The organism is Lachnoanaerobaculum sp. Marseille-Q4761, assembly GCF_017565785.1.
GTDB lineage: Bacteria > Bacillota > Clostridia > Lachnospirales > Lachnospiraceae > Lachnoanaerobaculum.
Genome location: NZ_JAGEKB010000001.1, coordinates 1,418,319 through 1,441,007, shown reverse-complemented (window position 1 = coordinate 1,441,007; position 22,689 = coordinate 1,418,319). Strand labels below are relative to the sequence as shown.

Here is a 22,689-nt window from a genome sequence, read left to right as displayed (position 1 = left end):
TCACTCTAATGAATGGAGGTTCCATCCAAAGTAATCCTTAGTTTATAAATGCTCCGTTTGAGTCAACTTTATAACCGTCCGGTGTTGTTTCGGATTGATACATCTCTCCTGTACTTCTGCCCTCTCCAAGACGTGCAAAGTAATACCATTTACCGTCTACAAGCTTCCATCCGGTTGCCATAATTCCAAGGGTAGGATCAAGATAATACCATTTACCGTTATCATCCTTAAACCAACCTTCATGCATTTCAGCCTTGGCATCAAAACGATACCAACCTGTCATACTTGTGTTACCTGTATCATATACAAGCCAAGCCCACATTGAAACTAAAGGTATACCACCATTCATCTTAAACTGCCACTTTCCGTTGGCGTTCTTTGACCAGTTTCCGTTAACTCCGACATGGTAATCATTCTTTGTTCTGGAAAGGATTGGATCTGCTTTTGTTCCGCTTCCCTTTCCGCCGCCTCCTGAGGTTCCTCCTCCACTTCTGGCTGTAGAACGCTCTGAACGCTTTGTATTGTGATCAACTCTGGTTACAGTTCCGTTATTATAATCACCATATCTTATATCAAGCACTTCTTCATAAGGCTTTATCTGCTCCTTGAAAGTGTCAATAGCAGCATTTATCTCTGTAAGACTTGGTCTTTTGCCGCTATCCAGGAACTCGGCAATCTGCTTAATAAATACATTAAGTTCACTTGCTTCCTTCTTCTTTAAGAAATAAGAATCTGAATATGAAAGTGCTTTTTTAAGCAAGTCATTAAGTAAATCTCTTGCCCTGTCCACATCTTCCTTATTACTCTTATAGAATGAGAAAACTGTAGTCTTTCTTGTAAGTGGAGCACTCTCATCAAATGCCTTGTATGCAGTAAGTGACTTACTCCAGCCAAGCTTTGTATATTCATATCCTGTGCTCTCTTCAGAGTACTTTTCCACAAGTGCCGGAAGTGCGGCATACTGTGGATAATCTACAGGTGCATCTCCCTTTCTTACCTTAAATCTCTCAGTGAGATTCTCATAAGTGTATTTAAATGTAAGTTTATATGCTTTAGAGTATGCAAGCACATATCTCTTAAACGGATTACTTCTGAAATGGAACAAACCTCCTGTACTTTCAGGATCCTCAGACATTGCAACTTCAGTTAAAACAATGTTTCCTGATCCGTCTCTTCCTATTTCATACAGCTTATAATCAAGCATATCCACATCATTTCTGTCAAGCTGGATATAGGTGTCAAACTCTACACCGCTTGCATAACTCATATCTCTATCAACTTTTCTTCCGTTTACATATCTTTCAATATCGATATTAAGTGACCATGCACCTGTATATGCCGACTCATGAAGATTAAACGGACTCTCAGTCTTTATAAGAGCATTTTCAGCTGAAGTGGGTTTGCCCTTCTTATAAACAATCTTATACATAACATCTGCATTGTTTACATTCTTTAATGAGATATCCTCAGGTGTTGTAAGCAGATTTGAAAGATTATCAATATCCTCAGGATTTAATGCAACTTCTCCTTCACTTCCGCCTCTAAGTTCATCTACAACGGTTGCATTACTTGGTGAAGCAACTCCTGCATAATATGCCGTTAAGAGCACATTGGTTGAAGGCATGGTAAATGTAAAGTTCCTGTCTGTAATCTTGCCGGTTACTCCGGGTATTGATCCTACAGTTACCTTCCAATATAAGAATCCGCTTGCAGGTGCATCAAGTACAACACTTTCTCCTGCATGTGCATCCTCAAATCTTGATGTGCTTACCGCATTACCTGCCACACTTGCTACACTTCCTCTTTGTGTTTCCACAATAAACTTAGGTATCTCAAGACCTCCGCTCGGATCGGTAACTATTACCGTTCCGTCAGCTCTTTGATCCTGAGGTGTAAGTGATGAACCTCTGGGTCTTGCCACAACGGTGTAGGTTGCATTGTATCTAAGTTTTGAGAACTTAGCAATTGCCGGATTGCTTCCGGTAGGTGTTTGCCATCCGTCAGCCCTTGTTTCAGGTGTTATCACAACATTTCCGTTCTCATCAAGCACAGCATAATCCGAATTAGGATCTGCCGGATTTACTATAAGTGTGGTGTAAGCTTCATCTTCCTCGTCAAAGTCTACCTTATAGTTGTTTTCAAGAGCAGGTATTAAAACCTCTGTAGGTCCTGCCGCTCCTCCGACTGTAGATATATTGTCACCTGCATTTGCTATAACAGGTGATATAACCTCATATACATGATAGCGATGTTCAGGATAAAGATCTTCAAAGATATTTCTTCCTGTAGCATTTCCGTTCTGGGTTGCAACTATTGTACCGTCAGTTTCAGTAACAATATAGCTGTATCCCTGTGCAGTATCATATACTGTTATTCTTCCTCTTCCGCTGTCCTGATTTATGCTTCCGACAGCATCCGGAAGTCCTGCATTTGTTCCGAAAGCACTTGGATCCGGAACGAATTTAAATGTATAGGTATTTCCGAGAGTTATACCTGAGCCTGCACTCATGGCAGAATTTCCGTCATACCACTTATCATTTATAAAGTTCGCTACCGGTGTAACCGCAGGAGTTATTACATCCGACCAATGCTTATCCTTTGTCAGATGCATTGATGTCGGCTGACCTGCATTAATACTTCCGTTAGGTCCTGCCGCAAAGTAAATATCTCCCCACCACTGCGGATCCTCCGCAAAAGATGCTGTAAGTGTTACCGGTCCGCTGAATTGCTCCGTATTTGCAACTAAGGTTTCACCATTATTTCTGATTCCGTCACCATTACTGTCGATGAACCAGCCTTCAAATACATAATACTGATCGCCTGCCGCATTGGGAACTAAATTCTTTTCCACGATTTTTTCAAAGGTGTAAGCATTAGCCGCACCGTCAGCACTTCCGTCATTTATAAGAACTGAAGCCTTATAGCCGCTGCCTGCCGCCATTACATCTGTTGAAACATAAAGCGGATTTGAAGGATCATTATTCGGCTGATTTGTGATGCTTCCGTTAGCACCTGCCACATATGTTATATCAGCCCATTTTGAACTTACTCTATTGTACTTATAGCCAATCTGCAACTCTCCCGCAGGCATTACCACATCATAATCATGTGTAGTAGGATTAAAGTTTCCGCTTCCTGCCGGATCTTCAGTTGTAGAATTAAAGCTGTATCCGTACAATGCTCTGTAATTCTCTGTAAAAGGTGTTCCTACAGGTATTGAATCTGTCTTTTCAGGAATTATATCCCTAAGCAGTTCATCTGTAGTGTCCATATCCTTATAGCTTACACTGTATGGAACCGCTGAACCGTTTGTTGTTAAAACATATACAAGAGTAACCTGCTGGTTAGGCATCTTTCCTGTAAAGTTATAATCACTGTCAAATCCATACTCTGTCATTGCAGTCACAAAATTGTCGGTAGCAGTTGCCGGGCTCGGTGTAAGACCGTCCACAACCTGTGCATCCGATATGTCATATCCCATAAACTGCTGAGGTGTAAAGCTTACATTTTCCTCAGGGAAGTAAAGAGCATTTCCACCTGTACTGTCAGATGTAGGTACAATCGGTCCTGTCACCGACCCCACTCTGTAATATACCTTAAACGGAGATCTGTCCGCAGGATTTGTACTTACATTATAACCATATCTTACAGTTGCATCCTGTAAAGGCATTGTGCCTGTATATGTTCCATGCACATCAAAGCTTCCCGGAAGGCTTGAAGGTACCTTATCAGATACCGCCGCACTCCACTCATAACCTCTTACAGTCTTTTTAGATATTGTAAAAGGCAGTGTGAAAGCATGTCCGGATGAAGTAATACTTCCGAAGGTTATACTGTGATCATAGTTTGTATACTGTGCAGTAAGGTCAAATACCTGAGATGTGTCAGGTGCCCACTGAGCATAGTAAACATCAGCCTCACCTGCTCTTACAGTAGCCTTATATGCTCCTGCTATCTGAGTAAGCGCCGTTCCGCTTCCGTCAGCCGCAGAGTTCCATCCGCTTAATACATATCCGAATTTTGCAGGATTCGGAGCTGCAATCTGTGCTCCGGCATTTCCTGTCTGAGGTGCCGTTGATGCCGGTATACCTCCATTTCCGTTAAATGCCACTGTTCCCGTATTCGGTCTGTACTTATAGGTTATCTGAAGTTCTTCAGCAGGAACAATTCCTGTAAAGGCTCCGTCCGTTGCAAAAGGTGATGCAGGATAGGTCGGATAAGTCTCTGAAGCATCCACATCCAATGTATAAGTTGTAGTACCTGCTACAAATGTAGCCGGAGGTGCAGCTAATGTCACCAACTCACCTACAGGCTTTTTCTGGTCTGCAATGGTAGGTGCACCTGTTATTACAGCACCGTTATTATCCCTTATTATAGTCTTTATGGTCTGTTCATTTGCCTTTAATACAACCTTTTCCTGAGTTGCATCATCTGTATCCTTTATAATACCTGCCGCATCACTGTCCTTTACAAATTTGTCAAGGAAAGGTGCAGGTGATACAATACCTCCCGGATAACTTCCGGACGGCTCTGCGATAACTACAGGTGCCGTGTCTGTAGGTAGTGTCTGTGTGGTAACACCGATCTCTGAACCTCTTATGGCATCATTAACTGTAACAACCTTTCCGCTTCCAAGATATACATTGGCCTTTGAAGGCAGTGTTCCCGGAGGCGCGGATGTAGGTGCCGCCTTTGTATTTCCCTGTATTTTTACAAGACCTGATACAGTCATAGAAGCTGAGCCTGTAATCTTAACAGCACCTTCAATATCTGAAGTGCCTGCATTGTTTTCAACAGTCATCGGGTTTACAGGTTCATCCGACTTACCCTTAAGATTTATAGTACCGCCGCTGATATCAAGTGCTCCTCCTGTAGAACCGGTAAGTTTCACACCGTTATTTAAGTTGACAGTTCCGTTATTTGAAATAAGCAACGCCTCATTTCCTCTTCCGTCACCGTCCAGCACTATATTATCAAAGTTAACGGCAAGACCTGTTTGATTCTTAAAGATGGCTCCCTCAAATCCCGGAGCTCTCTTTATGCTGACAGGATCATCCGCACCGCTACCGCCTCCATAAGTTCTTGAATGAGCATCAAATGCAATATCTGTACTTGAAATAGTGAGCTTTGTATTGGTACTTAAGCTTGAAGGTATCTCAATTGTAGCCGATACCGGATCATAATCCTGTACAAATATTGTAGCAACCCTACCGTTTGCCTTTGTAAATGCCGCCTCAATCGTCTTTAAAGGCTGATTGTAAATACCGCTGTTACCGTCATTTCCATGTGCCGATGACACATAGATTGCCGCCTCTGAATAAGTGTAGGCAACTCTTCTATGTACAGTCTCATATGGACGAAGCATAATATCCCATGAGAATACAGTGGAGTAGTCCGAGTTGCTAAGGTTACGTCCTACCAAATCGTTAATATTTGTAGCGGAATAATCACTGTCAACACCATTTCTGAATGATGAAGGAATTCTGCTTCCAAAGTTTCCAATCCACTTTGTACTTGCCTGATTTGTTCCTATAGAAGGATCACCGAGGATAACATTTATTGTAGATAACTGACCTGTTTTTCTTAAATAAAATCCTCTGTCTGTAATTACAACATCCTTTTGTAATGAACCGTTTACCTGGAAGTCATATGCCATTGAGATAAGAAATCTTTGACCTCCTGCCGGAATATTTTCTCTTCCGTAAAAGTAATAGTCTGCATATATATACTTCTCATCCGCAGTGGTTGTAACCATGGTCTCAATGGTTCTTTCATCAGGACTTGAACCGAACTTTGTGGTTTCCACGGAACCATTCCAAGTAGTTCCAGATAATGAAACCGCCTGATTGCTTCCGTTTACTGCATTACCACTGCCAAGTTCCGCCTGCCTTTGTCCCATCTTCGCCATATAATAGCGGCTGCTCATAAGTGCTTCCGGATTATAAACGGTACTGTTTGGAGGAATAAGAAAGCTTCCATCTTGGGCACCGTTATCACTGTTATTTTTAGGCATAACAATATATAAAGGCACACCGTACTGACCGTATGTTACATCACCTGTACTACCGTCTCCGTTCTTGGACTCAAAATTGTATCTGTAGGAAACAGCTCCATTTTCTCCCCAGTCACCTGAAGTCTTCCAAGAATATTTCATATTGTCATTTTCACCGTTTGACGGAATATTAGGATTTTGTAACTCGGTCGCCGCATAAGTTTTTATGGGCAATGCTCCTGAAAAGAGTGTGGTTACCATGGCTGTTGACAGCAACCATGCCGCACCCTTTTTCAGAGTCTTTTTTAATAAACCTTCATTTTTCATATTTACACTCCCGACTAACATTAAAAGTTCAGCCTTGCATCATCCGGAAGATCTGAAAATTCCGGATTTTCTACCGCTTTACCGGCTAAACCACGTGCATATTTATCGGACTCTTTTTTATCATAATGATAGAATCCGGTTCCCTCTGTTCCTGTTCTGTATACAGGCTTATACTCATCCTCGGTATATCCCACAACACAGTTATTAAGAAGCATATAGTAACCGCCTTCGGAGTCCCTTACTACCTTTTTATTGCCTTTTATTACCTTTCCTGATGCATTTACCAGTTTATAACGATGCTCTCCTGATGGAAGAGTCACTTTTACAACACCATATCCGAGATCTTCGGGTGCATCAAGCCTTAGACCGTTTATATAATATGAGTCGTTCCAAAGTTTCATTTTATTCCTTCCGCCTATAGCCTTACCGTTGCTGCCAAAGCCGAAAGCGAATGTACCGTCTTCGATATTTATATATATCTCATGTCCGGTTTTCATTCTTCCATCATTAAGTTCGTCATTTGAAAAGAAGTATAAATCGGATCTCTCCACTCCATAGATATTTCCCTCTATAAAGTCTTCCTTCTTCCATGCGTCCACATCATACTGAGCAACAAACTCATGTCTTCCGTCAAAAAGTACAAATCCCGACTGCATTCTTCCAAGACCGTCAAAGGCATAGTACTCATCATTTACCCTTCTTATGGAATTGGTAACAACTCTTCCGGTATCATCTGTTCTCCACCAGCTTGCCTCAATACTTTGTGCGTCCTCAATACTCATTTCATCTGAAGGATACATCCAAAGCCACTCATTCTTTGAAAGAGAACCGTTGGTACTTCCGTTAAAGTACTTTGTACCTTCTCTTTTACCATCCTTATTAAGTGTCGTAGGATTACTTCTGTTAGCATTGCTGACAGTGGCTATATTTCCCCACCATGGATTTAAAACACCGTTTTCATCAAACTGATAGGTGCCTCCATTGATATCCCTTTGCTTCGGGTTATCAGTGGTCGACTTGAGTTTTTTGCTCTTCGCATCAAAATAGAACCACATACTGTCATAATCTTTGTAGTTTCTTTGTGTCAACAAGCTGTCTGCATTTGAGCCACCGGCATTGTTCTCGTAGTAGTCAAGCCATGCGTCTGTAAGCATTGCACCGTCATCATAGCTGAAATACATACCCTCCTTAAACGGATCTTCATCTGAAACAGGATTTCCTGTCGCATCGATCCATCCGGTAAGCATCACACCGTTCTCATCGAATATGTATCTCTTACCGTCAATATTGTGGACAACAATACCGTTTTTCCTTCTGTAGGCACTTCCGTCATTACCGAAATACCTCCAACCGGGTTCCTCACCCTCAGAAATAAATGCCCACTCATCCTTCGCCATCTTTCCATCCTCTTTTACATAGTAGTCATCCCCCTTCCATGTAAAAAAGGCGTCCTTAAGGATTTTCCCGGACTCGTCAAGATAATACATGTAGCCCTTGGACTCTCTCCACACATCTGTAAGAGGAGTTCCGTCATCTGCTAGGTACATCCACTCTTCACCGGATCTGGTCCATCCGGGCACTGCCGCAGAACTGCTTATCGTTCCGACAGTCCCCATGCTGAGGATGAGTGCAAGCACTCCGACAGAAGCCAAAAGTGTCTTATCTTTTTTCTTCATATTCACCCTTTCTTTAATTTATTTTGTATTAACAGGATTTATTTTTTTGTTAACACAATGAAAAATATAAGTTTTTTTATATTATAAGCATCTCAAATATAGTTGCAAAAACTTACATTCTTATTAACATTATATTATCTCCTAGTATAATAATGATGTAGTCAATCAAGACTACTTGGTTAATAAGTTTCTATAAATCAGATAACAAAAGAAGGGATTCTTCCTTCATCAGATGTTATCCATAATAATTATCATGTCTGACGGTTCCTGATAGACACCAGATAAAACATAAGGTATTATCTCTTAGGATAGGACAAAGAATGTTTACCTCCTTGGAAGGTCACTTCTGTGACTTATACCTGCAAGAAAGTCAATTAGTCCATTCGACAGGGTTTTATGTTTTAGCTGGTTGGGAACCTGAAGGCCATACCCGAATAACACGCTAGGTTGTGTACCTGCCGGATTGGAAATGGATTCCTATCAGAAAGGGGCTATTGCTCATGTCAAACAAAGTTATTTTTAATCTTGATGAACTATTCATCTCTGTTGGTATTGATGTCGGTGCTGACTTCTCTTGGATGTCTATAGCACTTCCAAACCAACAATTCGTAGGAAAACCTTACAAAATCCTACATAACAGTATTGATTCCCTTACAACCGCTGTTTCTAAAATAAAAGAAGCAGAAGAGTTGTATTCTTTGGAAAGTCGCATTTTCCTCGAATCCACGGGAATTTATCATTACCCACTCTTCTGCTATCTTCGTGATAAGGGTTTTAACTGCTCGGTTATTAATCCTATCATCACTAAGAATAGCACAAACATCAACATACGAAAAGTACATAATGATCGTTTTGATTCTAAAAAAGCTGCTTTAGTTGGCTTGAAATCTGATTTAAAGGTTTCACTTATGCCATCAGACCTTGCTCTAAACTGCCGTAATCTGTGCCGTGAATACTACGATTTAATGGATAATCGCAGTGCCTATGTGAATAAACTTCAAGGTGAATTACGCATGGCGTTTCCTCAGTATCTTGGCATCTTTTCCAAGGTTACTATCAACACTTCTCTTACATTGTTGGAAACTTATACATCTCCATCAGCTTTTCTTGAAGCAGACAAGCAAGAGATTATTGATATCATCAAATCAACAGCTCGATTTGGGCTTACATATGCTCAAAATAAGTATAATGCCATAATTCAGGCGGCAACTGATGCAAATCAGTTTGGATACATTATAGACAGCAACATCAAGCGTATTCGCCTTTATATCAGCTTCATACGTAAATATGATGAAGAAATCAACAGCATTCTTGAATCACTCCACGAGCTTGTTGATGCTAATGAAGATGCTGACTTTGTCAAGCAGATTCATTTGATTGAAACATTCAAAGGTGCTGGTTTCTTGTCTGCTGTATCCATCATGGGTGAAATTGGTGACTTTTCAGCATTTTCAAAACCAAAACAACTTTTCGCTTATTTCGGTCTTGATCCGGCAGTAAAACAATCCGGAAAATTTGAAGGTACCAAGGTTCAAATGTCTAAGCGTGGTTCTGCCATAGCTAGACGTGTTATTCACATGTTAACCTTACAAAGCATCAGTATCTTCCGTAATGGAGAAGCTAAAAATCCAGTTCTTCGTGAATACTACCTCAAGAAATGTGACTCAAAACCAAAGCTCGTAGCAATGGGGGCTGTTTCACATAAAGTATGCAACATGATATTTGCAATACTCAGAGACAACAAACCATTTAAAATCATTGCTCCTCAGGAGCATATCAAACAATACAATGCTGCTAAATGCGACATAGCTGCATAAAATACTATGACCCCAATGAATCAATATCTTTCAAAAAACGATATTTTCACCAAGGGGAAAGTCCGCCCTTTTTTAGTCAGAAAACAAAATAAATTTTATCTCATTTAACTATTGACATTTATTAGCTGGACTTTCTTTAATTTATTTTGTGTTAACAGGATTTATTTTTTTGTTAATACAATAAAAAATATAAGTTTTTTATATTAAAAGCATCTCAAATATAGTTGCAAAAACTTATATTCTTATTAACATTATATTATCTAAAGAAAGAAAAAGCAAATCATTTAATTTTAATAGACAATAACTTATTAATATTTAGTTACTGTACACGGGTAAGCTTGTCTTCTACATCTTAATCTATTAAACTTATGGAGTCTAACACGCCGTTCAGGCTCCATATTATCTATTAAAGATTTCCTTGACAGCAGTGTAAAGGTTTGGATTATTTTTCCGTACTCCAAGCAGCACACCCTTGCTCTGACATAATTCTTCGATGCTTTCAAAGCTTCGAAATGTCATTGCAAAAGTCTGCTTCCTCTTATAATCTCTTAAACAGCGTTCTGCTGTATTGTTTGTAGTTGGCACCCTCATATCATGCAGGAAGAGTAGATGTTGCGCTTTATATTTCTGCATCCGGCGATACAGATTGTATCCATCACGATAATAAGGACTTGGCTCATGAAGTATGTACTCTTCCCCAGCTTTTTCAAGGATTTCTTGGTACTTTCCTTCAAAGTCAGATACGATCTTGGGATCTAAATGTGCATCATCTGCATGCTCATTTCTGTAATGTACCATTTCCCGGATTAGTTCTCTCATCTTGCGGTGCCAGGTCAAAGATGGCTCATTTTCCATGCTGTCTTTCAGATACCGTTGTACATGTGCGAGACATTCCTGATGGGCATTGCCATACTTATAAAAGGTGATTTCGTGGTCGTGTACCAAAATACCTTGGAAATCCTCTGTTACAGTTCCCTTTACACCTTCATGCCCCTTTTTCTCACGGGCGAAGTAAAGAACATTCTGTTCATCCGGTGTTGCACATACATATACATATGCACTTTCTCCGTTTACCCTAGCATTTGTACAGTCTGTATGCATAACCGCAGAAGACAGCAGGTCTGCAAAGATCTTTTTTTGCTCTATTTTTGTTTTTTTTGAGAACTCATGGCAGAGTTTATTTATCATGCCTCCTGATATTTTCAGTTTTCCACCGGTAAGATCTGACAGAAAACGACTGCTTTTGTCAATAGAAACAGCACAGTCTGTGTTTAACAAAAACAAAAGTGCCTTGATGCTGCCATCATAGTTCACATCGTCAACAACACCACTTGGAAAAGCCGCATGGATTCGCTCTCCGGTCGTGGAATTGTAGTATACATCCGCTTGATATTCTGTTACATTCATAATCAACTCAACAGAAACGAGCTGCTTGATAATAGTCTTATTTGTCTTCTTAAAACCCGGATCTTTTGCCACCTCTTTTGGTGCCGGAAGGCAAATGACCTGAGTTGGTATCTGTTTCTTTCTTCCATGGTGGGCATGGCCCGGCTGTGCCCCGGGTTTTCTTCCGGTACACTCACGATTATTTGGAATTTTACTGCGGTTTCTTGATTGTGATGACGGAATGGAGGAATTCTCATAGTCACGGTTTAGCTGTGCTAAAAGTTTTTTATTTCGTCCTTTCTCATCATCAAGCTGAGTTTTTAATTCGCTGTTTTCACGGCAAAGGTCAGTAATCTTAGACAACGCCTGTTCCCTGTCACGTTCTGATAACAACCACTTCTTTTCTTTCTCTTTTAACCCACGTTTCAACTCTTTCATTGATGCATGTAGTTCTTTAAGTGCGTCCTCGTATGCTTCTTCACACCATTTCCATGCATTTTTTACATCCCTATGAAGACCTTCAATAACAAGGTTTAGTTGCTTTATCTGCCTACGATACTCATCGATCAACTTTTGATGTTCCCTTTGAATCTGCTTAAAGCGCTCACCTGATTTAAAATCGGCAACTTCCTTTTTTAGTATTTTGTTTTCCTGTTGTAAAGCACCAATATATTCAAAGGGAATTCTCATTATGATTTCTCCAGTTCCTTGATTATTTTATTCTGATTATTAACAATTCGCTCCAAAAGATATATTTGCTCTTTCTGAGCTTCGATTGTTTCCAAAAGTACCTTGTTTTCCTTTTCGTATTCCTTACATAATGTTTTTTGTAAGGCTAAAAGCTGTTCTATCTTACCGGAAATATGATTCATATACTCACCTCATTTCATGGTAAGATTATATCAGAAATGTTGTATTTATGCGAATTTGACGACAAAGTCCCTTCGTTATTTTGCCATGTTCATAACTCTTAAAAAAAACCATGTTCAAACACAGATTGTGTAGAACTATCCACAAATGATAGTGAAATCATTCTGTATAGGATAGATATAGATAAAATCTGTTGATAACTTAAATACAAAAAATTCGGTTGGCAGAGTTACCAACAAAAACTCTACTAACCGAATCACTCATAATAAAATAAGAAAATAATTTTCGGCATTTTTCACAATGGGAATATACTACCCGTGTACAGTAACAATATTTAGTTCTTATCTTAATTTATTATTATCTTCTATTATTTTTATATTTTTAATAATATTTTTATACTATTTTATTTATCTAAAATCAACAATTGTTGCTTAAATAAGTCTTATATATTTTCATAAGTTATTTTTAACTATAACTTCACTAAATATATCATGTTAAAATTACATTGAATTTTGTTTTTTCCATCAAAAAAGGAAACACCCGTCAAGCAGATATTTCCTTTTTTACATTCTTTTATATCTTTATCAAACATCAACTTACAGTATATATTTACAAAAACTCTATATCTTCATAGCTCTTATCAATTTGTGGACGATACAATAGAAGGCAAAGCAAAAATCCGCTGAGTGCCCCTGCAACATGTGCCACATTGTCCACCCCTGTGGACTTAAATCCTGCATATAACATAAGCACAAGTGAGGCGGCTATCTGATAGAGACTCAAATCCTTTATTCTGCCTCTGTTTATTATCAATGCATAAAGCAATGCTCCGACCACTCCGAAAATTGCTCCGGAAGCTCCTGCGCTGACCGCATAATCACCGCTGTTTGTCTGAAACCAGTCAGATGCTATATTAGCCAGGACTCCTGAAATCATATAAATTATAAAAAATCTTATATGACCGGCTATATCCTCCAGCTTACATCCAAGAATCGCCAAAATAAGCATATTATTGGCTATATGCTCTATTCCGAAATGCATAAACATGGATGTTACAAGTCGGTAATACTCTCCCCCCTGTATATTTACAGGGAATGATGCACCATACTTTAACATTACCATGGTGGATGTGGAGCCTCCATGTGTTTCAAGAAATATAAAATATATAATATTTACTACAATAATACTGATAGCTATATAGTTTTTTTTACCGATTCCAAACTCCATTATCTAAAACACTCTGAAATTTTCTTTGCAGTCTCTTTTTGCACTTCCTTATCAGACTCTCTTGGAGTCCAGCTGACAATACTTGAAGCATCATCATATCTTGGTATAACATGAATATGACAGTGGAACACCGTCTGTCCGGCGCTCTCTCCCGTATTCGCTAACGTATTAAACCCTGTAGCACCCAAAGCACTCATGGATGCCTTTCCAAGTTTTGCCGCCAGTACAAGCGCCTTACCTGCTATATCCTCTTGAAGTTCCGTAATATTTCTGGCATGCGACTTCGGCAAAATAAGCATATGCCCTTTGCTTGCCGGAGATAAATCAAGTATTACTCTAAAATTTTTATCTTCATAAACCGTATCTGACGGAATCTCTCCATTAGCTATTTTACAAAAAATACAATCCATATTTCCCTCACTTTAATCATTATTTGTCCACTCAGGCTCTTGCGGAACCTCAAAAGTTCCCTTTATATTTGTATCTCCGTCTATTGCAACCAATACTCCGGAAGAATTTGTCTTATATTCCACCCTATCCGCATCCTTGACTCTGGCATTTGATGCAATTTTCCCCGAAGGAGCTACCACATAATTTGTGCTTCCTGTTCCGTTTTCATTCGGAACACTGAAAACCTGATACTTTAAAGAAGGATTTGCTTTTACAATTCTACCCTTATAATAAAGTTTTGAATCCTTTGTTCCCGTCCAACCCTTGCCTGTTGAGGTCTGGAAATAATACTCTTCAAGTTGACCTGAACTCTCCTTTATATTCTGCTTTCCTTTTATCAAATAGCATTGAGAGCTTGTACCGAAATAATATGCCGAATAGCTGTTTCCCTGATAAACCTTTTGAATACCGTATACGGGATTTCCGTTTTTATTAAATAAATACTGTTTATCATTTATTTTCAGCAAATCACCTGCATTAAGATTATCGGTCTTTGAGGCATACGGTTCTCCTGTGGTTGAAAAATAAAACCACTCAACAAGATTATTATATCCCCCTGCCAGCTCCTCCGGAGGCTCTATGGAATACCATCCTTTTCTTACGGTTCCGTCCTCATTTATATATTTAAAATTTCTTATAGACGGATTGGAGCCACCCGATATTTGAACCCAGCCGGTTACAAGTTCACCGTTTTCATTAAATGCATATCTTGAACCGTCTATTTTTTTCTCACCGTATTTAATCCCGTTTGTCAGTACAGGTTTAAACTTCTTTCCATTACTTGCAAAGTAAAACCACTTCTCACCCGATGTCTGATTCGGTCCCGGCTTTGACTCCTCACTGTATGGCGGCACAAGCTTATACCATCCGGTCACCATGGTTCCGTCACTTTTTGTATAGTAATCATCATCCAATATCCAGCCGGTAAGCATCTTTCCTTCATCATCAAAATAATAATGCTTATCACCTATATTCTTCCAACTCTCTTTTACAGCCTTGCCTCCGCTTTGGAAATATGCCCAATGATACTCATTTCCAAACTTCAGCTTTTTCCAGCCTTCTACTATAAGTCCCTGATCATCAACATAATAATTACTGTCATCTACCCAACTCTCCGTTGCCATTACACCTTTTTCATTCAGGTAGCGCCACTTATCATCAGCACCCTTTCTCCACTCATTTGTTATCTTATTATTGTTATTATCTAAGTATATCCAGTCGGATCCCGACTTTGACCACCCCTCCGCATAGACTGTTCTCGGTGATACAAAAAGTAAACCAACAGCAAAAAGCGATAAAAATATTTTTTTTCTCATATTTCACTCCATTATGTTTTATATTTAGTTCAAAGTTTTAAAGTTACTGCTATATAATTACTTCTAATATACATTATACACTATGAGTGTGGTTTTTTCCTTACGATTACCTTAACTAATGTAAAAAACCGCCTCTGCCTAAGACAAAAGCGGTTATTTATATTACGGTCATTTGACCTTATTATTTTTATATAAGTATATCTTATTCTACAACATAAGGAAGAAGAGCTATATGTCTAGCCTTCTTGATAGCTACTGTGATTTCTCTCTGATGCTTAGCACAGCTTCCTGAAATTCTTCTTGGAAGTATTTTCCCTCTTTCTGAAATATATTTTCTAAGAGTTGCTACATCTTTATAATCAATAGCCTTTTCCTTATCACCACAGAATGTACAAACTTTCTTTCTCCTGCGTAATCCGTTAGCAGGTCTTCTTCTAGAGCCATCAGCTCTATCAGCCTTGTTAAATGCCATGATAAAGTCCCCTTTCTTATTTTAACCTAGTTAAATGGTAGACCCTCGTCATCAACTCCGTCCGGTATATTCATAAACCCGTCCGTACTTGCCGATGCCGGTGACGGTCTTGTGGAAGTCTGATAGCTACCTGCGCCATCACTTGCTCCCTTACTGTCTGCAAATTCCTGAGTCTCTATAATAACCTCAGTTGTATAAACTTTCTGACCTTCCTTGTTTGTATAGCTTCCTGTCTGAATACGACCTGAAATCAATACTCTCATTCCCTGTCTAAAATATCTCTCTGCAAATTCGCCGGCTTTATCAAATGCAACACATGGTATAAAGTCTGCGGTCTGTTCCGATGAATCTCCTCCACGCTTAAAACCTCTGTCTACTGCAAGAGTATATCTCGCAATTGCCATGGATCTCTCACCACTTGAATATCTTACTTCCGGGTCTCTTGTTAGCCTGCCCATCAATATGGCTTTGTTCATACAATCTCTCCTTTATATTAAGCTTACTGCTTAACGACTAGGTATCTCACAACTGATTCCATGATACGAACATTTGCCTCTAACTCATTAGGGCAGTTATTGTTCTCTGACTGGAACTTAATGAAATAGTAGAATCCCTCTTTTTGCTTGTTAATGTCATAGGCAAATCTTTTCTTGCCCCAATCATCGACATTTACAACGCTTCCACCAAATCTTGTGATGTAGTTTTGAACTTTCTCCAGAGCTTCCGCTCTTGCATCATCTTCAAGCTTACCATTAAGCACTAATGCTAATTCATATGTACTTGTCATTTCTTACCTCCTCTTGGTCTCTGGCCTTTGATATAATCAAAAGCAAGGATTATGTGTCACAGTACTTAATAATATCATGTTTCTTTTTTCATTGCAACTGTATTTTTTTCTTATATTTTATTGTTCACTTTATCTCCATAAGACTTAAAGCGGTTATAGCCGCTACAGATATTGCAATCACTTGCTTTTTCATAAATTTGTTCCTCCAAATATCTAAAACTTATAGAGCGATTATAGCTTTCGATAAAAATAAAAGAAACCTAATAATAGGTCGATATATCCAAAATTCTGAACTTCTTATCCACGGATGGTTCTTTGGGAATTTTTCTGCATTGTTTTATCAGCTGTTTTTCATTATAATAATTTATACGAATAAAGTTTTAGGAGCATTGCTATGTTAATACAGTTTAGTGTCACCAATTTTCGCTCTATAAAGGATAAAGTTACATTATCCATGCTTGCAGGTAATGTAAAAGAGCATCCTGAACATTTAATCTCATATGCAAATGAAAAATATTTGAAATCCGCTGTTATATATGGTGCTAATGCTTCAGGTAAGTCCAATATAATCAGAGCTTTTTCTTTTATGGTTGATTTTGTATTAAATTCTCATAATTTACAACTACATAAAAAGATACCCCGCTATCCGTTTCAGTTTGATAAAGATACCCAATATTTTCCCAGTAAATTCGAAGTTATTTTTATATCAAACGGCATCAGCTATGCCTACGGTTTTTCCATAAACGATGATGAGGTTATAGATGAATATCTTTATCATTATCCAAAAGGAAGACAGGCTATAATATTCGAACGCAGTAATACAAAAGATTTCCGTTTTGTCAAAGATGTATCCAAACAAAATTCCTTTAAAGAACGTACATCTGCAAATAAATTATATCTTTCTGTTGCTGCAAATTGGAATTATTCTGAAGTTATTCCTGCTTTTGAATGGTTTGCGTCATGTCAGTTTTTTACAAAAGATATTAGGACAACTTCTTCAAAATTTGAAAATAATGATTTCAAAAATAGCATTTTATCAATGCTGAAAGTTGCGGATTTTGGAATAAATGATCTACTTTTAAAAGACTCCGGTGATTTAAATGTCATTGATTCCATATTTCCTACAGATAATTTAAAAACTGTGCATATTGTATATAATACTGACGGACAACCATCTTATTATGATTTAAATATTGGGGAAGAATCTGACGGAACAAGGGCATATCTGGAAGTGATTTGTTTTGCCAAAAAGGCTCTGGATGAAGGAACAGTATTTATTGCTGATGAAATAGATGCACATCTGCATCCGTTACTGACAAAGCATCTTATTTCTCTTTTTAACAGTAAAGAGTTTAATACAAAAAATGCACAGTTGATTTTTACTTCCCATAGCACCATATTATTAGATTCCGATATCCTAAGAAGGGATCAAATTTGGTTTACAGAAAAAGAAGAAGAAACTGCCGTTACCAATCTTTTTTCGCTATACGATTTTCCTATAAAAAAGGGAACCGAAATAGAAAAAGGCTATCTGTTAGGCAGATATGGTGCCATTCCATTTATAAAAAGAGGTGAATAAATGCCAAGAATAAAACCTGAAAAAAGAGGGCAAAAGAAGCGAAAAATAAAGCCGGTTATATTGATTATAACAGAGGGTTCAAAAACCGAACCGATGTATTTTGATAACTATCGTACACGGCAAACTAATATAGATGTTCGAATAGTAAGTAATAAAGCTGACGGAGCAAAAACCGATTATACGCATCTTCTGGATAAAGCTATTTCATACAAAAAAGAAGAGCAAATTTCTATTGAATATGGTGATAGTACCTGGATAGTTGCTGACGGTGATGTTGATTATAAGACACAAAATGCATTAAACACAAAAAATCAAAAGCTGTTAGATGCAAGAAAAAGAGCCCATGCTAAGAATATTGAAATCATAATTTCAAACCCCTGCTTTGAGTTTTGGTATTTATTACACTTTATGTATAGTACCAAACATTTTAACGACTATAGGTCAGTCCAAGCGGAGTTAAATAAATATATACCAAACTATGAAAAGTCCAAAGATATATATTCTCAGTTATCATCTTATACCGGTAAAGCAACCGAACATGCAAAGCAAATAGAGAGGAGCCATATTAATAATGGTTATAGTCTTCCATTTGGATTAGATGTATCCCCATACACGGATGTATATAAGCTTATAGAAAAGCTCCCTAATATCTATCCAACAACTTAAATACAATAAAAGTGGTATAATTCATTACTGAATGATTAAATAGTAATGTTGTTAGAAGCAATTTGTGGATTAGTACAGGAGAACTTTATGAATCAATACATTTGTAATTATCGGACTATCGGAGATATATCTACTACAGACAGCAGTTTTTTGCCGTCGGTTTATAACTTTTATAAAAATGATATTATTATGCCAAAAAAATCACCTGATGGTATGATTTTACTGCTTGGAAAAGAATATGGACTGCATAAAGTATTGTATAGTGAGCTTGACAGGATGACAGCAGAATCCGCCATCTCACTGATTAATTATAATAAACCCGAAAATACCCTAAAATTTCCCACTAATGATATTTGGCAACTCCCACAAAATTTGGCGACTTCCCGCTTTTATAAAGATTTTTATGAGAGATTTGTAAAAATCGGAGATTCTCCTAAGATTATATTGGCTTATATACCGGATAAAGATTATCTTATGTCCAATTCATCCTTTTTTGAAACCGCAATTTATGTTTATAGAGGAATAAATGAGGATGATTTTAATAAAAAAGGACCTGAGTATAAACATTATCTCAACAATATGTTTTTATTAAGTGAGGTTCTAAAAGATAAAACACAAAACCGCCTGTGAAAACAAACTCTTTCCACAGACGGTTTCTTTATTTCTTAATTATTCATCCCCTGCATTTCTTGCAGGGCATCCAAGACTTTGCCAGGTAAGGTATGCAATAATGAACTTGTCAATATCTCCATCCATTACCGCAGTTACATTTCCGCTTTCCGCTCCGGTTCTGTGATCCTTTACCATTGTATAGGGCTGCATTACATAGGAACGAATTTGATTTCCCCAGCCTATGTCCTTCACATCACCTCTGATATCCGAAAGCTTCTCAACATTTGCCTGCTGCTTTAAAAGAAAAAGCTTTGCTTTAAGCATCTGCATAGCCTTATCCTTGTTTTGGAACTGACTTCTTTCGTTCTGACATTGTACCACCACACCTGTAGGGATATGTGTGATTCTTATTGCTGAAGAAGTCTTATTGATATGCTGACCTCCGGCACCTGATGAACGATAAGTGTCTATCCTTAAATCATCCGGATTGATATCCACATCAAGGTCTTCTTCAATATCCGGCATAATATCACAGGAAACAAATGAGGTCTGACGCTTTCCTGCCGCATTAAAAGGTGAAATACGCACAAGTCTGTGCACACCATGCTCACTTCTAAGATAGCCATAGGCATTCAAGCCGTTTATCTGCAATGTGACTGATTTTATACCTGCCTCATCACCGTCAAGTATATCAAGCACATCCACAGTGTAGCCTTCTTTTGCCGCCCATCTTGTATACATTCTGTATAACATTGAGCACCAGTCGCAGGATTCCGTACCTCCGGCACCTGCATTTAATTTCATAATAGCATTTGAAGAGTCATATTCCCCTGTAAGAAGAGTCGCTATTTTTAAAGCATCTATTTCCTTTGTAAACTCCTCAAGCATAGCCTCTATTTCAGGTATAAGGCTCTCATCATTTTCCTCATAGCCCATTTCTATAAGGACTCCTATATCTTCGTATTCAGACTTTAACTTATTGTATTTTTCGACAGTATCCTTGAGCTGCTTTGCCTCTCTCACTATTTTGGTACTCTCCTTGGGATCATCCCAAAATGAAGGCTCTTCCATTGCACGGTCAAGCTCAATTATCTTTTTTTCCTTACTGTCTAAGTCAAAGTGAATCCCTCACTTCCAGCAATATTTTTTCGTAGGATTGTAATGTGGTTTTAAAACCATCTAATTCTACCATTTGCTCACCCACTTTCATATTATTCTAAATATCCAAATGAATATCAACGACATTATATTAAAGTTTGTGGATTATGTAAACAGGGTGAGTGTAACCAAACCGCTTTATAATAGATTTTAATATGCACTTATTCGTTAAATAAAAATAATAAGATACTGTTCACTCTTATATATTGACATATAATTATTAAATAATTATAATACAATTATAGAAAGGCGACAAAATCAGAATCAAAAATTTATGAAGAAGGAATTTAGGAGGTTAAGATGAGAGAAGAATATGATATTAAAAACTTAAATCCAAGAAAAAATCCATATACAAAACTTGTCAAAAAACAGGTAACTATAAATCTTGATGAAAATATAATTGTATACTTTAAAGAAAAAGCCGAAAGCACAGGCATACCCTACCAGACATTAATCAATCTTTATTTAAAAGATTGTGTTACCAATAATCGAAACCTTGAAATATCATGGAACTGATATAGCTTGTCCATATTTTTTTTACCGGAATTAGACAAGCAGTCAAAAACATATCAATATAGGCGGACAGTACACTGCCCGCCTATATAATATCCCCTACGCTATCTTCCAGCTTACCGCCAATTCTCTGGCATTTATAAATGTTTTGTAGATTCCTTCCTGCTTTATCAGCTCTTCATGCTTTCCTTCCTGTACTATTTTACCCTCATCTATAACCACTATCTTATCCGCATTTCTGACGGTTTTTAATCTGTGGGCTATCATAATTACCGTCTTTTTTCTTGTCAGTTCCTCTATAGCCTGCACAAGCTCCTTCTCATTCTCCGGATCCACATTTGCGGTGGCTTCATCAAGTATTATAATAGGTGCCGATTTCATCATAGCTCTGGCTATTGAAATTCTTTGCTTCTCTCCACCTGAAAGAGAAGCTCCTCCCTCTCCTATCACAGTATCATAACCCTTGTCAAGCTTCATTATAAAATCATGGCAACATGCTTTCTTTGCCACTTTTATTACCTCATCCATACTTGCATCCGGATTTCCAAATCTTATATTATTTGCAACAGTGTCCTCAAACAGATAAACGCTTTGAAAAACAAAGCTGAAGTTTTTCATCAGAGAGTCCATACTGTAATCACGCACATCCTTGCCTCCAAGCTTTATACTTCCGCTGTTGACATCCCAAAATCTTGCCATTAGCCTGCATAATGTGGTCTTTCCGCTTCCGCTAGGTCCTACTATCGCAGTAGTGGTTCCCTCCTCTATATGTAAAGATATATTATTTATAATCTTTCTTTTATCGTATGAAAAATCAACATCTTCCAAATCTATATTATAGTTTTCAGGAACTATATCATCTCCGTTTATATCCATAGGATCTATTTTCAATATGGAATTAGCCTTTTCTATAGCTATATTTACACTTCTTATAAGAGCCGAAAAACTTCCGGCACTGTCAAGTGCCGAATACATCATAAAGGCACATATAAGCATCATAATACAGTCTTCAAGACTCATGCTGTTATTTATATAAAAATATATGGAAACCGCCAACAGACATACACCGGTAGCCTTTGTAATAATTGTCTGCAATGCCATAAACGGAAGCAGTCTTTTTTCCATTTGAAAGTTTACATTTGAGGCATTTTCTATAGCCTCTGTCAATTTTTTATTTTCTCCTCCATACAGTGAATATGATTTTATCTCAGACATACCCTGCACATACTCCAACACTGAGGAAACCATAGTTCTGTCCGCATTGTCCTTGCTTTCAGATACACTGAGTGCTCTGTACTGCAGATATTTGTTTGTGGCTAAAAATATAAGTAAACCGGTAACGGCTATAAGAGCAAGACGATAATCAAAGGTAAACATCATACATATTATAAGTAAAGTTGTAAGAAGTCCCTGAGTGGTCATCATAACTACCTTTGTCGCAACATCCGCCAAAGCCTCCATGGTATTTGTAGTAACCGAGGTAATATATCCCAAACTGTTTTCATTAAAATATCCCATAGGAATATATCTCATATGTTCCGCAATCTCTATACGCTTATTTGCGCAGGTACCATATCCGGCCTCTGTCTGCAACATTGTGGTTTTTGCTTTTACTATTATGGTAAAAACTATACTTATAAGTAAAATCCCCAAACTTATATAGCCGGTATTTGTATTTACACTTCCCCTTACTATTGCCTTTATCACCACATAGGTTGCAGGTATACGCAAAGCTTCAAGGAAAGCCATCATTACTCCCAGCACTATAGATATATAAAATTTCTTTTTATTTACACTTCCGCAAAAATCAAAAAACTTTTTTAATACTTCTATCATACTCT

The 22,689-nt window shown here is 37.9% G+C and carries 17 protein-coding genes; 5 read left to right on the top strand and 12 right to left on the bottom strand.

What is annotated here, in order from left to right:
* Window positions 1-37: 37 nt before the first annotated feature.
* Together J4O15_RS16150 and J4O15_RS06605 are read right to left on the bottom strand one after the other, a co-directional pair.
* Window positions 38-6,319, bottom strand: coding sequence for an InlB B-repeat-containing protein (locus J4O15_RS16150; RefSeq protein WP_208100133.1), 6,282 nt, complete (start codon window positions 6,317-6,319; stop codon window positions 38-40).
* A 20-nt stretch (window positions 6,320-6,339) separates the two neighbouring features.
* The gene (locus J4O15_RS06605; protein WP_208100132.1) at window positions 6,340-7,995 is read right to left on the bottom strand and encodes a cell surface protein; all 1,656 of its coding nucleotides are present in this window, start codon (window positions 7,993-7,995) and stop codon (window positions 6,340-6,342) included.
* A gap of 500 nt (window positions 7,996-8,495) precedes the next feature.
* Between J4O15_RS06605 and J4O15_RS06600 the strand changes: the two genes are divergently transcribed.
* Window positions 8,496-9,812, top strand: a complete 1,317-nt coding sequence (locus tag J4O15_RS06600; protein WP_208099440.1) for an IS110 family transposase — start codon at window positions 8,496-8,498, stop codon at window positions 9,810-9,812.
* A 399-nt stretch (window positions 9,813-10,211) separates the two neighbouring features.
* Here J4O15_RS06600 and J4O15_RS06595 read toward each other — a convergent pair whose 3' ends face one another.
* The 8 genes from J4O15_RS06595 to rpsF all read right to left on the bottom strand — a co-directional run bounded on the left by J4O15_RS06595 (window position 10,212) and on the right by rpsF (window position 16,320).
* Window positions 10,212-11,888, bottom strand: coding sequence for an IS66 family transposase (locus tag J4O15_RS06595; RefSeq protein ID WP_208099434.1), 1,677 nt, complete (start codon window positions 11,886-11,888; stop codon window positions 10,212-10,214).
* Entirely contained in the window at window positions 11,888-12,070 is a 183-nt protein-coding gene (locus J4O15_RS06590) for a hypothetical protein (protein WP_208099433.1), read from the bottom strand. The genes J4O15_RS06595 and J4O15_RS06590 overlap by 1 nt, the downstream gene beginning before the upstream one ends.
* 607 nt (window positions 12,071-12,677) lie before the next feature.
* A complete protein-coding gene (locus tag J4O15_RS06585; RefSeq protein WP_208100131.1) occupies window positions 12,678-13,295 on the bottom strand; it encodes a rhomboid family intramembrane serine protease in 618 nt (205 codons plus the stop codon).
* Window positions 13,295-13,705 (bottom strand): HIT family protein, encoded by a 411-nt coding sequence (locus J4O15_RS06580; RefSeq protein WP_208100130.1) that lies wholly within the window; start codon window positions 13,703-13,705, stop codon window positions 13,295-13,297. The genes J4O15_RS06585 and J4O15_RS06580 overlap by 1 nt, the downstream gene beginning before the upstream one ends.
* A 12-nt stretch (window positions 13,706-13,717) precedes the next feature.
* Window positions 13,718-15,061, bottom strand: coding sequence for an N-acetylmuramoyl-L-alanine amidase family protein (locus J4O15_RS06575; protein WP_208100129.1), 1,344 nt, complete (start codon window positions 15,059-15,061; stop codon window positions 13,718-13,720).
* A gap of 202 nt (window positions 15,062-15,263) precedes the next feature.
* On the bottom strand, window positions 15,264-15,533 hold the full coding sequence (rpsR, locus tag J4O15_RS06570; protein WP_009220068.1) for a 30S ribosomal protein S18: 270 nt from the start codon (window positions 15,531-15,533) through the stop codon (window positions 15,264-15,266).
* Between the two features lie 26 nt (window positions 15,534-15,559).
* Entirely contained in the window at window positions 15,560-16,009 is a 450-nt protein-coding gene (locus J4O15_RS06565) for a single-stranded DNA-binding protein (protein WP_009220067.1), read from the bottom strand.
* Between the two features lie 23 nt (window positions 16,010-16,032).
* The gene (gene rpsF / locus J4O15_RS06560; RefSeq protein ID WP_009220066.1) at window positions 16,033-16,320 is read right to left on the bottom strand and encodes a 30S ribosomal protein S6; all 288 of its coding nucleotides are present in this window, start codon (window positions 16,318-16,320) and stop codon (window positions 16,033-16,035) included.
* Window positions 16,321-16,714: 394 nt separating this feature from the next.
* Here rpsF and J4O15_RS06555 point away from each other — a divergent pair, with 394 nt between their 5' ends.
* The 3 genes from J4O15_RS06555 (at window position 16,715) to J4O15_RS06545 (ending at window position 19,195) form a co-directional block, all read left to right on the top strand.
* Window positions 16,715-17,899 carry an AAA family ATPase gene (locus tag J4O15_RS06555; RefSeq protein WP_208100128.1) on the top strand — a complete coding sequence of 395 codons (1,185 nt, stop codon included), beginning with the start codon at window positions 16,715-16,717 and terminating at the stop codon, window positions 17,897-17,899.
* Window positions 17,900-18,565 carry an RloB family protein gene (locus J4O15_RS06550; RefSeq protein WP_208100127.1) on the top strand — a complete coding sequence of 222 codons (666 nt, stop codon included), beginning with the start codon at window positions 17,900-17,902 and terminating at the stop codon, window positions 18,563-18,565.
* Window positions 18,566-18,652: 87 nt separating this feature from the next.
* Window positions 18,653-19,195 carry a hypothetical protein gene (locus tag J4O15_RS06545; protein ID WP_208100126.1) on the top strand — a complete coding sequence of 181 codons (543 nt, stop codon included), beginning with the start codon at window positions 18,653-18,655 and terminating at the stop codon, window positions 19,193-19,195.
* 39 nt (window positions 19,196-19,234) lie between these two features.
* On the opposite strand, the gene prfB is transcribed toward J4O15_RS06545, so the two are convergent.
* Window positions 19,235-20,369 (bottom strand): peptide chain release factor 2 gene (prfB, locus tag J4O15_RS06540; RefSeq protein WP_208100125.1). Its coding sequence is split into 2 segments (ribosomal slippage): window positions 19,235-20,293 and window positions 20,295-20,369, totalling 1,134 coding nucleotides; the frame shifts between segments, so codons are not numbered across the junction.
* Window positions 20,370-20,635: 266 nt separating this feature from the next.
* On the opposite strand from prfB, the gene J4O15_RS06535 reads away from it, so the two are divergent.
* Window positions 20,636-20,851, top strand: coding sequence for a BrnA antitoxin family protein (locus tag J4O15_RS06535; protein WP_208100124.1), 216 nt, complete (start codon window positions 20,636-20,638; stop codon window positions 20,849-20,851).
* A 96-nt stretch (window positions 20,852-20,947) separates the two neighbouring features.
* On the opposite strand, the gene J4O15_RS06530 is transcribed toward J4O15_RS06535, so the two are convergent.
* On the bottom strand, window positions 20,948-22,684 hold the full coding sequence (locus J4O15_RS06530; protein ID WP_208100123.1) for an ABC transporter ATP-binding protein: 1,737 nt from the start codon (window positions 22,682-22,684) through the stop codon (window positions 20,948-20,950).
* Window positions 22,685-22,689 lie beyond the last annotated feature (5 nt).